10 protein-coding genes are annotated in these 16,694 nt (G+C 42.6%); 8 read left to right on the top strand and 2 right to left on the bottom strand.

Features of this window, described 5'->3' with window-relative positions:
- The first annotated feature begins 60 nt into the window (after nt 1–60).
- Nucleotides 61–5,109 (top strand): hypothetical protein, encoded by a 5,049-nt coding sequence (locus tag HWQ44_RS25370; protein WP_292724492.1) that lies wholly within the window; start codon nt 61–63, stop codon nt 5,107–5,109.
- Between the two features lie 148 nt (nt 5,110–5,257).
- Here HWQ44_RS25370 and HWQ44_RS25375 read toward each other — a convergent pair whose 3' ends face one another.
- A complete protein-coding gene (locus HWQ44_RS25375) occupies nt 5,258–5,605 on the bottom strand; it encodes a hypothetical protein (RefSeq protein ID WP_292724494.1) in 348 nt (115 codons plus the stop codon).
- Nucleotides 5,606–6,470: 865 nt separating this feature from the next.
- Here HWQ44_RS25375 and HWQ44_RS25380 point away from each other — a divergent pair.
- The 7 genes from HWQ44_RS25380 (at nt 6,471) to HWQ44_RS25410 (ending at nt 14,921) form a co-directional block, all read left to right on the top strand.
- Nucleotides 6,471–7,307, top strand: coding sequence for a photosystem II manganese-stabilizing polypeptide (locus HWQ44_RS25380; RefSeq protein ID WP_292724496.1), 837 nt, complete (start codon nt 6,471–6,473; stop codon nt 7,305–7,307).
- Nucleotides 7,308–8,166: 859 nt separating this feature from the next.
- Nucleotides 8,167–8,943 (top strand): RNA polymerase sigma factor SigF, encoded by a 777-nt coding sequence (locus HWQ44_RS25385; protein ID WP_292724498.1) that lies wholly within the window; start codon nt 8,167–8,169, stop codon nt 8,941–8,943.
- Nucleotides 8,944–9,105: 162 nt separating this feature from the next.
- Nucleotides 9,106–9,957 (top strand): hypothetical protein, encoded by an 852-nt coding sequence (locus HWQ44_RS25390; RefSeq protein WP_292724499.1) that lies wholly within the window; start codon nt 9,106–9,108, stop codon nt 9,955–9,957.
- 2 nt (nt 9,958–9,959) lie between these two features.
- On the top strand, nt 9,960–10,211 hold the full coding sequence (locus tag HWQ44_RS25395) for a hypothetical protein (RefSeq protein ID WP_292724501.1): 252 nt from the start codon (nt 9,960–9,962) through the stop codon (nt 10,209–10,211).
- 443 nt (nt 10,212–10,654) lie between these two features.
- A complete protein-coding gene (gene glyA / locus HWQ44_RS25400; protein WP_292724502.1) occupies nt 10,655–11,938 on the top strand; it encodes a serine hydroxymethyltransferase in 1,284 nt (427 codons plus the stop codon).
- Nucleotides 11,939–12,054: 116 nt separating this feature from the next.
- Nucleotides 12,055–13,305: a competence/damage-inducible protein A gene (locus HWQ44_RS25405; protein WP_292724503.1), complete on the top strand. Its 1,251-nt coding sequence runs from the start codon at nt 12,055–12,057 to the stop codon at nt 13,303–13,305.
- An 821-nt stretch (nt 13,306–14,126) separates the two neighbouring features.
- On the top strand, nt 14,127–14,921 hold the full coding sequence (locus tag HWQ44_RS25410; RefSeq protein ID WP_292724505.1) for a DUF2993 domain-containing protein: 795 nt from the start codon (nt 14,127–14,129) through the stop codon (nt 14,919–14,921).
- A 369-nt stretch (nt 14,922–15,290) separates the two neighbouring features.
- Here the strand turns inward: HWQ44_RS25410 and HWQ44_RS25415 are convergent, their stop codons facing one another.
- Nucleotides 15,291–16,682, bottom strand: a complete 1,392-nt coding sequence (locus HWQ44_RS25415) for a UDP-glucose/GDP-mannose dehydrogenase family protein (RefSeq protein ID WP_292724507.1) — start codon at nt 16,680–16,682, stop codon at nt 15,291–15,293.
- Nucleotides 16,683–16,694: the final 12 nt, after the last annotated feature.

The raw sequence follows: 16,694 nt of genomic DNA on the forward strand, positions 1-16,694 counted from the left end.
ACTAATAACTAATGACTAATCACCAATGCCCCATGCCCCATCCTCAATGCCCAATAACCAATGACTAATGACAAGCCGCTACGCGTCTACACCAAAGAAAATCAGCATACTTTGCAAAGACTGATTAGAGCGATGGCGCTTTCCGAAGGTCAATTTGCCCTAATTTTAGTTAGATGTAACTATGAGCAATTACGTGAGCAAATGTTAGAGAATATTCGCTCGCTTACCAAAGATATAAATATCAGAGAAATCATTCTCAATCCATCAACGACTTCCTTGCACAGCACAATAGTCTCAGAACTATTTCTCGATAATCCTGCCGTCGTTACAGACTCTTTACCATCTGCTGTGATGGTTTTTGGTATTGAGTCAATTATCGACCTGGAAAACTTACTTACAGGCATCAACCAAGCACGAGATATCTATGCCGCAACTTTTCCATTTCCAGTGGTGTTGTGGCTACAAGATGAAGTGGCATCATTGCTTTCAAGATTAGCGCCTGATTTCAAAAGCTGGGCTGCAACCACTATTAAATTTGAAATGGCCAAAGCAGATTTAATTGCTTTGATCCATCAAGAGGCAGAATCTCTATTTGTCAAAGTTTTAGAAGCAGGTGCTGAAACATTTTTATCTAATGCCTTGCTGGATTTAGATCCTAAGTCACAACACCGCCACGAAATAGAATCAGCCCGTAATGATTTGCTGCGCCTATACGGCGTTCAATTAACACCAGGATTAGAAGCTAGTTTAGAATTTGTGTTGGGGCGAGATAAATACGCTAACGATCAAATTAATGGTGCTTTAGCCAATTATCAAAGAAGCCTAGCATTATGGCAGCAGGAAGCAAGAAGAGTAGCGCAGTGGGAGAGTAATTCTTCTTTTCCCCTCTCATGTCCTCACCCTACCCCTCCCTCGTCTTCACTTAAGCAAGCAATAGTACTATTCCACCTGGGGCTGTGCTACCACCGAATGGCAGACTTATACCAGAATACTAGTAGCTATTGCGAACATGCTCTGTTGTGGTTCAAACAATGCTTGGAGCTATTGGAGGAGGTACAAAGAGAAGACTTAGTTGCTAAATTTATTTTGCCTGCTTGTGAAATGCTGCAACGCCTACAAGCCTGGGATGACTTAAAAGAATTAGCTCAAAAGTCATTAAATCTGCATAAAGCTTATGGAACTCCCGCACAAATTGCTCAAAATTATGGCTTTTTGGCAAATGTGGCGGCTTCTGAGTCGAATTGGATACTTGCTCATGAATTAGCGAATACAGCACTTTCTATCTCCGAAGAAGCAACAGAAATTTATCTGCGAGATGCTTTGCGAACCCGCCGCCAAGAAAGTTGGTATCTTCTCTTGCTAGCACGTACACAAAGGCATCTGGGTGAGTCGGAGGAGGCTATCAATAACCTGGAATGGGCAAGGGTAGTTTGTGAGCTACAACATCAGCCATCACTTTACTTAGAGATTTTAGAGGAACTGCGATCGCTTTACTTTTTTGAGCGTCATGACTATACAGAAGCTTTTAAGCTGAAGCAAGAAAAAATTCAAATAGAACATCAGTATGGCTTTCGTGCCTTCATCGGGGCAAGTCAATTGCAGCCACAACGCCCCAGAATTAACCCAGTACTGCAACCTCACAAAGTACCATTTATTCCTGAAGAAATTGCCCAAGAAATATCTGCTTCTGGACGGCAACAAGATGTCAATCGTTTAATTGAAAGAATTACTCGCGCTGACTACAAACTCACAGTAATTTATGGGCCATCGGGTGTAGGTAAAAGTTCTATTCTCAAAGCTGGTTTAGTCCCAGCACTAAAGGGAAAAGTTATCGGTGAACGCATTCCTATACCTATTGTTTTGTCTGTTTATACTGATTGGATGACAATCTTGATCGGCAGTATAAACCAAGCACTTACATACACAGGAATATCGGTTAATCTTGACTCTACACCCACTATACTACTAGAAAAAATTCGGTTAGTATCTGAACGCAATTATACAATAGTTATTATATTAGACCAGTTTGAAGAATTTTTCTTTGTTAATAATCCTCCCACACAAAGAATAGAATTTTATAAATTCTTGAGTGAATCTTTAAATATTTCATTTGTAAAAGTTATTCTTTCATTACGAGAAGATTATTTACATCACTTGTTAGAATTTGAACGTTTGAGCCAAAAAAATAGTACTGGATTATATGATCTAGGCGTAATCAATAAAAATATTCTTGATAAGGACATTCGCTACTATTTAGGAAAATTCTCTAGCCAAGATGCCAAAGCTATAATTCACAGTCTTACTCAACGTTCCCATTATGAACTGAGTGAGGACTTAATTAACCGATTAGTGAAGGATTTGACAGGAGAACTAGACGAAGTACATCCAATTGAATTACAAATAGTCGGTGCTCAACTACAAATAGAAAATATCACCACATTGGCAGAATATAAGCTTTGCGGTGGCTCAGCAAAATTGGTAGAACGCTGGCTTGGAGAAGTTATCAAAGACTGCGGTCAGGAGAACGAAGAGTTAAGTTGGAAATTATTATTTGAGTTAACTGATGAAAAGGGGACGCGACCGTTAAAAACTAAAGCTGATTTAGCGGTAGCATTAGTTAATAATCATGATATTGATACAATATCAAGCTTTGACAAAGTTGGGGAACTGATTTTAGAGATATTGGTGGGTTCAGGGTTAGTATTGCGAGTTAGAGAAGAGTTAGGCGATCGCTACCAGTTAGTTCACGATTATTTAGTTGAACCAATTCGCCAAAAGAACAACTATGGTATGCTCGCCGAATTAGAAAAAATCAAACTTGAAAAAACTAGAGCTGAAGTAGCCCAAAAGCTTAGTCAAAAGCACTTAAATTTAGTGTTGCAACGAAGACTGCGGGAAGCACGGATAGCAGGTGCAATCCTGGCAATCATGGGGGGAACAATAGCAGCATTATGGTGGCAAGCTGACTTACAGAAAAGAGCAGCAGTCCGCCAAACTCTACGCGCTGAACGCAGTGAAACCAACTTAAAAATTAGTGCGATCACTGCTGCTAGCGAAGCTCTGTTCGCCTCTAATAAAGAATTTGATGCCCTGTTAGAAAGTTTGCGGGCTTGGAGAGGACTTAAACAGGCTGATGGAGTGCAGGCAGATACCCGAATGCGGGTGGTGACAGCCCTGCAACAGGCAGTTTATGGGGTAACGGAGGTTAACCGCCTAGAAGGGCACACTGATATTGTCTGGGGAGTAACTTTCAGCCCAGATGGTCAGTTGCTAGCATCAGGTAGCCGAGATCAAACGGTGAAACTTTGGCGTCCTGACGGAACCTTACTCCAAACCCTCAAAGGTCACACTGATGCTATCACCTGTGTAAGTTTTAGCCCTGATGGTCAAACCCTAGCCTCCGCCAGCCTCGACAAAACAGTGCAAATCTGGCACAAAAACCCGGTTACAAGTAAATTTGACCCTAAGCCATATAAAACCCTGAAAGGACACGGAGATTGGGTTTATAGCGTTAATTTCAGTCCTGATGGCGAGTTATTAGCTACTGGTAGTAAGGATAAAACTGTAAAACTTTGGCGCAAAGACGGTAGCTTAGTAAAAATACTGAGGGGACATCAGGGCTGGGTTAACTGGGTAAACTTCAGTCCCAATGGTCAGTTCATTGCCTCGGCCAGCGACGACAAAACAGTGAAAATCTGGCGACGGGATGGTAGCCTCGTTACAACTTTGCAGGGACATCAGCAGGGTGTGATTGTAGCTGTTTTCAGCCCTGATGGTAAATTTTTGGCATCAACAGGTCGAGATAAAACAGTGAAACTTTGGCTCAGGGAAAGTAACCGCACTAAAGACGGTTTTGAATTTCGTCCTTACAAAACTTTACGGCAGCATAGCAGTACAGTGTGGAGTTTGAGCTTTAGTGCCAATAGTAAAAAGTTAGCTTCCGCAGGTGAAGACAATACCATAAACCTCTGGAGTACCACTGGTAGCTTACTCAAAACCTTCAAAGGACACAGCGATGCTGTTGTTAGCATCGCTTTCAGTCCAAATAACAAATTGCTGGCTTCAGGAAGTTTCGACAAAAGCGTGAAACTATGGAGTTTAGATGCTCCAACACTGTCTATTCTTCAAGGGCATCAGGATCGAGTTTTGAGCGTTACTTGGAGTCCCGACGGTCAGATGCTAGCTTCTGGTAGTAGCGATCGCACTGTCAAACTTTGGCAACGATACACCAGTAGTGGCGAGGTCAAAACCCGACTTTACAAAACTTTGGTAGGGCACACAAATAAAGTTCCTAGTGTTAGTTTTGACCCAAAAGGTAAAATGCTGGCTTCAGCGAGTTATGACAAAACAGTGAAACTTTGGCGGCTTGACGGTACTTTAATCATGACTCTCTACGGGCATACTGATAGTGTGATGAGCGTGAATTTTAGCCCTGATGGTCAGTTTTTGGCATCAGCTAGCAAAGATAAGACAGTAAAACTTTGGAACCGTGAAGGCAAGTTGCTCAAAACCTTAGTGGGACATCATGGTTGGGTAAATAGTGTCAATTTCAGCCCTGATAGTCAGGTTTTAGCCTCTGCTAGTGATGACCAAACTGTGAAACTGTGGCGCCGGGATGGTACTTTGCTCAAAACTTTCTCGCCCCATGACAGCTGGGTGTTAGGTGTCAGCTTTAGTCCCACTGATCAATTGCTGGCTTCTGCTAGCTGGGATAATACTGTGAAACTATGGCGACGGGATGGCACGTTGTTAAAAACCTTATTAAAGGGGTACAGCGATAGCGTCAATGCCGTGACTTTCAGCCCCAATGGCAAATTGCTCGCCGCCGCCAGTTGGGACAGTACAGTGAAACTTTGGAGCCGTGATGGCAAATTAATTAAAAGTCTTAATGGGCATCGGGCTCCAGTATTAAGTGTCAGTTTTAGCCCAGATGGTCAAACACTAGCATCAGCTAGTGATGACAACACGATAATTTTGTGGAATTTACATCTTGATGATCTGCTTGTTCGTGGTTGCAACTGGGTGAGTAATTACCTCAAGCACAACCGCAATCTTGAGAAACGCGATCGCCTTCTTTGTGATGGCATAACCCGTACAAACTCTTTTTAATTACGAATTATGTTAGCGTAGCGTTAGCGAGTCATCGAGCGTCATTACGAATTACGTTGCAGCCTCAATGAGCAACCGCTCTTGGTTTAGCGGTTGATGAGGCGATGAGAGTTGTTAATTCCGAGCCAGAAACTTATTTCCAACTAAATCAGCCGCATGAGCGATCGCTCTCCAAAACTTCGTGGCTATTCTCTTCGGGAGCCTCTTGGGGCAAATTCGCCAAAAATGCTTGTAGTCTCATCCGCTCAATGTAAGGCCAACCTCCCTCAGACTCAATATCTTTCAGCAGTGAGTAGAGTTGGCGACGGTTAACAGGCAAACTCTCTTGAAAAACTCCATCCCGGATCTCTCGGTGTAACTGCTCCAATTGCCTAAGCATTGCCAAAAGAGCTACAGTATCGCCTTGACAATCCTGAACTGCATCATACACCACAGTTGCGATCGCTTGCACTTTACAAGACAACTTCTCCGATTCAATATTTTTGTTATTGTTCATGCCACCCTTTCCGTATAAATGAGGCCAACTCAAATTTACCGGAGATTTTTAATTTTCCCTAGTTTGCCAGCCTAGATTCATTAGCTGTCACTCTAGCCAAGCAGAAAATTAGATATAGCTTCTATAAGCTTTTAGATAGTTTTATTTCTGAACTCTCCTTGTCCCCTTGTCCCCTCACTTGCCCTACTCAGGGGTGAATATAACTAGATTTGTATCTTTATCAAAAGCAATTGCGATCGTTCCTAAAAGAGCGTAGTAACCTTTAGCGTAGCCTCCACAGCAGCTAGATGCGATCAAGGTGAGACTTTCTTGGATTTTGAGTACTTTGATTTTGAGTTAAAAAAAATCGTATGATCTGGCTGATTTACCCATCAAACAATGGGCTGTATGTAGTGGCGTCACATACATGATACAAAAAGACTTGGGCGACGCCGCTTTTGCCATAGGCAAGAGCAAAGTGCGAAGCAAACACCCTTCTTCGCGCTCTTCGAGGCAAGCATTTATGCTGCTCTGTGTGGGGCTTACTCATCCACCCGCCCAACTCGAACAAATGCCACCAACAGTAAAACTGCTGGTTTTTTGCTCCCCTAGTAACACACATCCAAAATGGATGCAGTGTGCTACTTAGTCTGGGGTTTACACCCCAAGCTCAAGAGAGCGACACGTTTAACTACGTTTAGCAGAGAAAAGTTTGAGCAGCGGCTGACAACCTAGACGCCCGAACACTTGCTTCAACTCTCTTAATCAGAGCAAAGCTGTGTCCGACCAAAGGTAGCTTTTCGCAGAGTAGCGGCTTCTCATCAGAGATCAAAGCTTCGATGCAGTTTTACAACTTAGATATTAATTTTTGAGATTGAGGTTGACCATGAGGTATCGCGCTTTAATTGTTGCATTCTTGGCTTTGTGCCTAGGGCTAATAACTGCTTGTAGTGATGCTCCTGCTAGTAGTAGTGGTAGAGATGTACTCACATACGATCAAATTCGCGGCACTGGCTTGGCTAACAAATGCCCCCAACTAGCAGAAACAAGTCGTGGTTCTATTCCCATTGATTCTAGCCAGTCTTATGCCATCAAAGAACTTTGCTTGGAACCAACTAGCTTCTTCATCAAAGAAGAACCTGCTAATAAACGCCAAGAAGCAGAATTTGTTGCTGGCAAATTGTTGACCAGATACACTTCCACTATTGACCAGGTGCAAGGTAATCTAAAAATCAACTCAGATAATAGCCTGACCTTTGCGGAAACTGATGGTCTTGACTTCCAAGCCATCACTGTGCAACTTCCTGGTGGTGAGCGAGTACCTTTCCTCTTCACCATTAAAAACTTGGTTGCTCAAACCCAACCCAGCTTGACCAGTATTAACACCTCTACGGACTTTGAAGGCACCTTCAAAGTTCCTTCCTATCGTGGTGCTGCCTTCCTAGATCCCAAAGGTCGTGGTGTCGTCAGTGGCTACGATAATGCCGTAGCTCTCCCCGCCCAAGCAGATGATGAAGAACTTACCCGCACTAACGTCAAGCGTGCTGAAAATCTCAATGGCAAGATTTCTCTGCAAATCGCTAAAATAGACAGTTCTAGTGGTGAAATTGCTGGTACTTTCGAGAGCGAACAGCCATCTGATACAGATTTAGGTGCTGGCGAACCTAAAGAAGTTAAGATTCGCGGTTTATTTTATGGGCGGGTTGAACCGACTCGTGGCTAAATCCTCTGAAATAACGCAACTGACTGATACTCAGAACGACAATTCTGTAAGTATCAGACTTGATCGCAAAAGTTAACTTATTTACCCTCTTTTTTCAGGAGGGTAGATAAGTTTTTTACAAAGATGGGGAAAAGTTAAAGCCGAGCAAAATTGTGGGCGAAATAACCCTTGCAATTGGGAAAAGTTTAATACCTCGGACTTGTGGGTGACCGAAACAATGCTGAGTCACAAGTAAAATTAGACCGACTAATCTCCCCACTTCAATCTCCTAGATTTACCTATGGGGTAACTCAGTCTTACTGACTTGATTCATCCCTTTAACCTTTTCCCTTTCATTAAAACACTATAGACTTAAGTACAAAAAAGGGTAATATGCCCTTTTTTTTATTAGCTTGCGTAAATATACATAGATTTGTTGAAATATTATTAGTAATTTTTAATTATTGGATAAATTTCAGTCGAATAAACAGGTAATTTTACTGTAAATGCCACTTTTGCTTATCTAACAAAAACCCGATTACTGTTGTTTTGTTTCTATAAATTAACTTCACCATTAATTAATCCAAATTAAGTACAATCTCGGTTTGATATTTAGTAATTAATTTTATATTTTATTCCTATGTAGTTCTAAAAAATCTACAGATAATACCAAAGATAAATAACAAACTAAATACCGATTTCGCCCATTTTAATTTTGCTCAATTCTCAAGCAACCTATGGAATTTTTCTAGAAAAACTTTGTTATATACCATAGTATTTGCTAGGAAATATAACGCGATATTGTCTTTAATATCGTGCGATCGCAGCTTAATTTAAAAGCGAATATTTGATTCTTTATTTGCTCAATAAGCCCGGTGCTATGCCTACCACAGTCACCAATGAACTAAAGCACGAAATTTGGCAGTTGTTGCGAGAATATCAGCAATCTCCGTCAGAAAATATCCGCAATCAACTGGTAAAACTCAATTTTGGACTTGTGAGAAAAGAAGCTCACTACTGGACAAATCAATGTCATGAAACCTACGATGATTTGCTCCAGGTTGGATGTTTGGGTTTAATCAGGGCTATTGAAAGATTTGAACTTTCTAAGGGACATGCCTTCAGTTCCTATGCTCTTCCCTATATTCGCGGTGAAATTCAACACTATCTCCGAGATAAAGGTGTCACCGTACGAATTCCTCGGAGATGGTTAGCGCTCCAACAGCAAGCTATAGGAGTATCACGTTCTTGGCGTGCAAAACACAATCGTCAACCAACTGACTCGGAATTAGCAGCAGCACTGGAAATTTCTCCAAACGAATGGCAAGAAATTAAATTAGCATGGATCAATCGCGCTCCCTTGAGTCTCGATGTGCCAATTCAAGATGGAGAAGAAGGTGCTACCTGCTTGGGAGAATTGGTTCCAGATCCTCACTATCGCAGCTTTCAACTGGCACAAGAAGATCAACTTCGCCTACAACAAGCATTAGTTCAGCTAGAAAAACGCACCCGCGATGTGTTGGAATGTGTGTTTTTGCAAGATTTGACACAAAAACAAGTTGCAGAACATCTGGGCATCAGTGTAGTAACGGTTTCCCGTAGAGTCAAGAAAGGACTGGATTTGATGAAACAGCTTATGGGTGTGGCAGAAGATTGACTACAAACACCAAGCCGCAGTTATGCTAGGTAGGCAGTGCTAAAAATAACCCTTGCAATGTAAAAAATTAGGTTATAAAGGGAACATACTTTGCCTTTGATACAAATTTCAGGCATGTTGATTTTCATTTTTCAATTTTCCAATGGCTTTTGAGAAAGGCTCATGGGCAGAACTTCAAAAATTACAATTGCAGCTATTCTAACTTTGGCGATCGCTGGATGTGCTTCTGAAGATACACAACAAGCCATCAATCCTGTGCCAATTCCCAAAATAGCAAAAAAGTCGCCACCAGTGGCTCAATCCTTTAAGAATCCAGTTATACCTGCCAAACAGGTTTCACAAGTTAATCCTGCATCTGTTAACTTGATTCAATCCACAAATGCTACAGAGCGGGCACGGGAACTTATGTTATCAAAAGATCGAAGTGACCCGTTTGCACAACTTTTCGGGCAGACGGTTCCCGGAATGTCTAAAATATCTGGAAGACCAGTTCCCGTGTTGCCTAAGCTACCTACTGCATCACTAGCAGAACGAAAGCTTCCAAGGCGCACCATAGCTTTAAATCCCAAGAAAAGTAACGTTTCTTATGTACCAAAAAAAGTCAATCCTACTTTGACTTCAGTCTTGCCTAGGGTTTTGCCTCAAGTTGTCCCCAACCCCACTTTAGTTTCTGTATTGCCACCGCCAGCACAACCTGATTTAGCAAAGGCAGTAGTTGTGACTGGTGTAGTTCTAATTAGTAAGGAACCACAGGCAATTATCAAAGTACCAGATGAGCCGACGAGTCGCTATGTACAGGCGGGACAGCGATTGGCAAATGGTGTACTGATTAAACGTATTGAAATGAATCAGGGCTACAACCCCATCGTAATTTTTGAACAATATGGTATTGAAGTTGCCAAAATGGTAGGGGAAGGGGCTGTCAAGTCAACGCCGTCAGCTGCATCTCCTACCGGCAATCCTATTTCAGTGACAACACCGCCCCAAAATTCTTTTAATGTGGGAGCTTCATAAAGATGGAGACTAAGGAAAAAATTGAATTCGCTGGTTTGCCTTTAGCTGTCTATAGAGAAATAGCAGCGCATTTACGTCAAGTCGAAGGGGTGGAAGTGGATTTAATTCCCCAGTCATCCCAAGAGTTTGATTACAATCAAAGTCAAATTAGTGGCTTGAGCTTCTCGTGGACAGCAAACTCTGGTTCAGAAAGTCGGCAACGAGTTAACCAGATTTTGGCTTACTATCAAAATCGCTATATGAATCCTATTTGATTTTTTCATTTGTGAGAATTGCAACCCGCAAGATCCCCGACTTCGTAAAAGTTGTCGGGGATCTTATTGTTCACAAATATAGTTCCAAACTCCTGACTCTGAATTTCCTCCACAGTTTACCCCTGCTGCGATCGCTTTTCTGCTGCTCTTTTTTCTACAGAGCAGCGATCTTGATCTTATTTAACACAGGTTCATAAAGAATACTGTCGAACGACCTCATAACATGCAGCAAGGTGAGGATTTCAAAAAGCAACGTTATGATAATTAATGCACTAATCGAGCTTGGGTCTAATAATAAATAAGTTGGCACAAATAAACCTCCAGAGTACGGAGACGATTAATCGCCTCTGTACAGCAGTCAAAACCATTGCTCTTGACTGTTATTTAGGTACTGTGTCCAACCAAAATCAGCCGTTGTACAAATTTCCATAAGGATAATTGAAGTGACTAGGACTAATTCAGACTTTCTTTCCTCCAGTGATCCGGCGATCGCGGAGTTAATCAACGATGAACTACAGCGTCAACGAGACCACTTGGAGTTGATTGCTAGCGAAAACTTTACTTCCGCCGCCGTACTGGCGGCTCAAGGTTCGGTACTGACAAATAAATATGCCGAGGGATTACCTGGTAAACGCTACTATGGCGGTTGTGAGTTTATCGACAAAATCGAGCAACTAGCGATCAATCGTGCTAAACAGATATTTGGTGCGGCTCATGCAAATGTGCAACCCCATTCTGGCGCACAAGCCAATTTTGCCGTGTTCCTGTCGCTACTCGAACCAGGGGACAAAATTATGGGGATGGATTTGTCTCATGGGGGACATCTTACCCACGGTTCCCCTGTAAATTTCTCAGGTAAATGGTTCCAAGTTAGCCACTACGGTGTAAGTCAACAAACAGAACAACTTGACTATGACCAAATTCGGGAGCTGGCGCTGAGGGAGCGTCCTAAGCTGCTGATTTGTGGTTATTCGGCTTATCCCCGTATAATTGATTTTGAAAAATTCCGTAGTATTGCTGATGAAATTGGCGCTTACTTGCTTGCCGATATTGCTCATATCGCTGGTTTAGTTGCTAGTGGTCTTCATCCCGATCCCATTCCTCACTGTCATGTAGTAACAACAACTACCCATAAAACTCTACGCGGCCCTAGAGGTGGTTTAATCTTGACCAGCGACGCAGAACTAGGTAAAAAGCTAGATAAATCTGTTTTTCCTGGCAGCCAAGGCGGGCCATTGGAACACGTCATTGCTGGTAAGGCAGTAGCTTTTGGAGAAGCCCTCAAGCCTGAGTTTAAAACCTATTCTGCCCAAGTGATTGAAAATGCTCGTGCTTTGGCCGAACAACTGCAAAACCGGGGTTTAAAGTTAGTGTCTAATGGCACTGACAATCATTTAATATTGGTAGATTTACGCTCTGTAAGTCTAACTGGTAAGCAGGCAGATCAGCTAGTCAGTACTGTGAATATTACTGCTAACAAGAATACTATTCCCTTTGATCCGCAATCGCCATTTGTTACCAGTGGTCTGAGATTAGGTTCACCAGCAATGACCACACGAGGCTTAGGAGTAGCAGAATTTACCGAGATTGCAAATATTATTAGCGATCGCTTACTTTCTCCAGATTCTGACGTAGTAACTCAAGATTGTCGGCAACGGGTAGCAGCATTGTGCGATCGCTTCCCCTTATATCCTCACCTGGAAATTCCTGTACCAGCTCTAGCATAATTGGGCATGGGGCATGGGGCATGGGGCATTGGGCATTGGTCAATAGTTTTCTTCCCCTGCTCTCTCCCCACTCCCCACTCCCTACTCCTCATTCCTTAATCTCTTTTCCGAATCTAATGAGTGCAGAAATTATTTGTGTTGGTACTGAACTGTTGCTAGGAGATATTCTCAATGGCAATGCTCAATTTTTAGCGCAACAATTAGCGCAGCTAGGTATCCCCCACTACTATCAAACAGTGGTTGGGGATAATCCAGAACGGTTGAAACAAGTTATAGAAATTGCTATTTCCAGAGCGCAAATTCTCATTTTCACTGGTGGACTCGGCCCAACACCAGATGACCTTACCTGCGAAACCATCGCTGATTTTTTTAAAGTCCCCTTGGTAGAACGTTCTGACATTATCGAAGACATAAACCAGAAATTCGCCCAACGTGGTCGGGTTATGTCACCAAGTAACCGCAAGCAGGCTTTGATTCCCCAAGGTGCAGAAATTCTACCCAATCCCACTGGAACAGCACCCGGTATCATTTGGCAACCCCGTCCTGAAATTACGATTTTTACCTTTCCCGGTGTTCCTAGTGAAATGCATCCGATGTGGGAAGAAACAGCTGTACCATTTCTCAAAAATCAAGGTTGGGGTAAAGAAATTATTTACAGCCGGAGTTTAAAGTTTTGGGGTATTGGTGAATCTGTTTTAGCGGAAAAGGTTGCTTCCTATTTGAACTTGCCGAATCCCACAGTAGCGCCTTATGCAGGTAAGGGGGAAGTAAGATTGCGAGTTTCTGCTAAAGCAACTTCAGAAGCAGCAGCAGAAGCCTTAATTGCGCCCATTGAGAAGCAAATTCAAGAAATCGCCGGACTGGATTTTTACGGTGTTAATGATAATACCCTTGCTTCCGTTGTCGGTCAGTTGTTGCGTGCATCAAAAGAAACGCTTTCAGTAGCAGAATCTTGCACTGGTGGCGGACTGGGGCAAATGTTGACCGATATTTCTGGGAGTTCTGATTACTTTTGGGGTGGAGTAATTTCTTATGACAATTCGGTGAAGGTTGGATTGCTGGGAGTTAACCAGGAAGATTTAGAGAAATTTGGGGCGGTAAGTGCTACCGTTGCAGAGCAAATGGCAATTGGAGTTAAAACCCGCCTTGCAACAACTTGGGGATTGAGTATCACTGGAATTGCTGGCCCAACTGGAGGGACAGATACTAAGTCGGTGGGCTTAGTTTACGTTGGTTTAGCTGGCCCAAAGGATGAAGTAGCAAGTTTTGAGTATCAGTTTGGTGCAGTTCGAGGTCGAGCTTTAATTCGTTATGTGAGTGCGAATGCAGCGTTGGATAATTTGCGGCGGAAGTTGTTGACAAGGTAGGTAAGGGTGCGATCACACTTTTGCGTGAGAGGTTGCGATATCTGACGACAAGCTGCTTTGTGTCTACACACTTCTAGTTTGGCGAACATAGGGTGTAAAAATGTCGAAAAAGCGTAAATTGCTAGAGAAAGTTCTTTCTGGTTCCAAGAATATTCAATTTAATGAATGCGATCGCGCTTTTGCATAGAGGTTGCGATCGCCTCATTTCATACATAGAGAAGACCAAACTTTAGATATCGCTTATTTCATCAAACTCATTCTCATTACGCTCTGTAACTTAATTATTTAACGTTGAGATTTATATATTTCAACAGCTTTATGACAATCTTTTAATGCTGCTTGTATGTTTCCTAAAGAAAAATGGGTAGCTCCTCGTGCCTAATATTCATAACTTTCCTTGCAGAAATTCTATATTAATGTCAACATCTGACTCATTTTTCATCGTTTGAAATGCCATACTTTTGCTGCATTTCCCGTTTACATTCCTAAACGAACGTGTTTTATCTGTGTTTACGTCCTTCGCAATACTGCTCGGTTAAGAATATTCGTAGGTTTGGTTGAGGCAATGCGTTACCCAACAACCCCACAAAATGTTGGGTTTCGTTCCTCAACCCAACCTACCCCGGAGTGCTTTTTTAGGCAAAACCTACGCAGTATTCACGTCCTTCGTAGCTTTGCAAATAGTAATATTTAATACATTTACTCGTTAAGCATCAGCCATCTTATGACTACCCATAAGCACAATTAATCACGGGATCGCTTGCTGTATTGTTTACAATTTGTTACAAAAGTACAAAGAACTTCTAGAGACCCAAAACCACATGTTCGGCGGACTTACTGGTTTACAAGATCCTAAAGGCACAGATTGGGGAGAGCAAATGCTCAACACAGTTGCCAGCCAAACGATTCGCCACCTGTTTACCCAAAGCGAGTCAGTAGAAGTCTTTGTGCGCTGTTATCCCTCCAGCAAACTGTTACAAGGCAGCATTGATAGCTTCAAAATGAGCGGTCGTGGCTTAGTGATTCGGAAAGATTTTGCGGTAGAGGAGATGTCTTTTGAAACCGATGCGGTTGCCATTGATTTCGGCTCGGTTTTAAGTGGCAAACTCAGTCTTAAGCAACCAACTCAAGCGATCGCTCAAGTGATCCTATCAGAAGCAGGTATCAACCAAGCCTTTAATGCAGAACTGGTGAAAAAGCGCCTGCTTAACCTCTCAATACCATCACTGACAGCATTCTCTGGCGGTCAACCAGTTTCCTTTACGGAACTTCAGGTACAGCTATTACCTAAAAATCGCTTACAGCTTGTAGCAAAAGCAGATTTAAACAATGGCGAAATTGTGCCCCTAAGTATGACCTTAACCATAGGCATTGAAAGGTGGCGGCGGGTTTCTTTCAAAGATCCGAAAATTGAACTTGACCAAGTACCAGAAGCACAACGGGAAATCTCACAAACTTTGAGCGTAGCGCTGGTAGAAATTTTAGATAATATGGTCGATTTGGATCGCTTTGACCTTGATGGGGTGAAAATGCGGCTCAACCGATTAGAAACAGAAGGTAAAAAGCTTATTTTCCGTGGATATGCTGAAATTCAGCGTATTCCAAATAGTGCTTAATTATGATATTCTCACGTAAACAAGGTAAGTAAAGTTTTTTCAGCGTGAGTTCGACGAACTCTCCCTGCTTGAAATTTAATTCAAGTTTCTCTCCGAGTCGGAGAAGGGCGGTTTTACGTAGTAAAATTTCTTGTATCAAGTTCGGCTCTGCATCAACCCTAAGCTAATTAGACGGACACTATATAAGCCGTCTAATTCATTTTGTTTTACCGTCTTTGCACGACTCTAAAACAAAATTAAATACCGCCTAAATTGTTTTAGGCGGTATTGTAAATCTTTGGGTTTTTAAGAGAGTTGGAGTTAGGAATTATGGATTATAGATTGTAAGCAATTCTGAGCCATCATTAATCGCTCATCACTCTTAACTATCTATCTTCCCACACCTACATATTGGAATCCTGCCCTTATGAGTGTTTCGGGGTCGAGGAAGTTACGACCATCGATGATAACGGGGTGGGCCATCAATTTTGCCATCTTCACATAGTCGAGAGTGCTGAACTGCTGCCATTCAGTGACAAGTACTAAAGCATCGCAGCCGTCGGCGAGTCTTTCGGCATCGGTTTCTACTAGCACGCCAGAAAGCCCATGACGCATACCTGTTTGGGAAATAATTGGGTCGTAAGCTTTAACTTTGGCTCCCAGTCGGTTTAGCTGCTCAATTAAGATCAGCGCTGGGGCGTCCCTGAGGTCGTCGGTATCTGGCTTGAAGGTCAGTCCGAGTAGTCCGACTGTTTTGCCTTTGAGAATTTTCAAAACTTGTTGGAGTTTCTCCAAAGCAATCAATCGCTGGCGTTCGTTGACACTGACAGCAGATTTCAGTAGCTGGGCTTCATAACCATAGTCATCAGCAGTGTGAATCAAAGCGGAGACATCTTTGGGAAAGCAAGAACCACCCCAACCAATACCAGCTTGTAAAAACTTGTTACCAATGCGGGAGTCTAGACCGATACCTTTGGCTACTTGGGTAACATCAGCACCGACGCGATCGCAAATATTAGCAACTTCGTTAATAAAACTAATCTTAGTGGCTAAAAAGGCATTAGCGGCGTATTTGATCATCTCTGCCGAACTCAGGTCTGTTGCCAGAATTGGCACAGGGGGTAAAGATTGATCCTCAGCGTACTTGCGTTCCACGATTGGGGCATACAGTTGTTGCATTAAGGCTACTGCTCTTTGACTGTTACCTCCTAGTACGATGCGATCGGGATTGAAGGTGTCGTGAACTGCTGAACCTTCGCGCAAAAATTCTGGATTGCTCACTACATCAAACTCGGCTGCAAACTCAGGTAATTTCTCATCACTTGGCACTCCACCTGCGGGTATCAGTGTTTTTTGCCGCTCTGCAATCCCATCTAAAACAAGCATTCGCACCCAGTCACCGGAGCCAATGGGTACTGTAGATTTATTCACTATGACTTTATAACCACCGTTGAGATTTTCCCCAATCCCACGGGCTACAGCTTCGACGTAACGAGTATCACTTTCACCAGTGGGTAAAGGTGGTGTTCCCACAGCAATAAACAGAATTTCTCCGTGAGAAACTCCAGCAGCAAGATCACTAGTAAAATGAATCTTCTCTGTTTGAATGGCAGACTGCATAATTTCTGAGAGTCCCGGCTCAAAAATTGGGGACTGTCCAGACTTCATTAACTTAACTTTTTCTTCGTTGTTGTCTACGCAAATTACATCATGCCCAATATGAGCCAAGCAAGCACCTGTAACTAAACCAACGTAACCAGTACCGATAACGCAAACACGCATTCTTTAACTCCC

This window comes from Nostoc sp. JL34 (assembly GCF_017114945.1).
Classification (GTDB): Bacteria; Cyanobacteriota; Cyanobacteriia; order Cyanobacteriales; family Nostocaceae; genus Nostoc.

Excerpts from the sequence above, each read along its gene's own strand:
- HWQ44_RS25410 (WP_292724505.1), top strand. The coding sequence starts at position 14,127 with ATGTTCGGCGGACTTACTGGTTTACAAGATCCTAAAGGCACAGATTGG.
- HWQ44_RS25385 (WP_292724498.1), top strand. The coding sequence starts at position 8,167 with ATGCCTACCACAGTCACCAATGAACTAAAGCACGAAATTTGGCAGTTG.
- HWQ44_RS25405 (WP_292724503.1), top strand. The coding sequence starts at position 12,055 with ATGAGTGCAGAAATTATTTGTGTTGGTACTGAACTGTTGCTAGGAGAT.
- HWQ44_RS25395 (WP_292724501.1), top strand. The coding sequence starts at position 9,960 with ATGGAGACTAAGGAAAAAATTGAATTCGCTGGTTTGCCTTTAGCTGTC.
- HWQ44_RS25370 (WP_292724492.1), top strand. The coding sequence starts at position 61 with ATGACTAATGACAAGCCGCTACGCGTCTACACCAAAGAAAATCAGCAT.
- HWQ44_RS25375 (WP_292724494.1), bottom strand. The coding sequence starts at position 5,605 with ATGAACAATAACAAAAATATTGAATCGGAGAAGTTGTCTTGTAAAGTG.
- HWQ44_RS25415 (WP_292724507.1), bottom strand. The coding sequence starts at position 16,682 with ATGCGTGTTTGCGTTATCGGTACTGGTTACGTTGGTTTAGTTACAGGT.
- HWQ44_RS25390 (WP_292724499.1), top strand. The coding sequence starts at position 9,106 with ATGGGCAGAACTTCAAAAATTACAATTGCAGCTATTCTAACTTTGGCG.
- HWQ44_RS25380 (WP_292724496.1), top strand. The coding sequence starts at position 6,471 with ATGAGGTATCGCGCTTTAATTGTTGCATTCTTGGCTTTGTGCCTAGGG.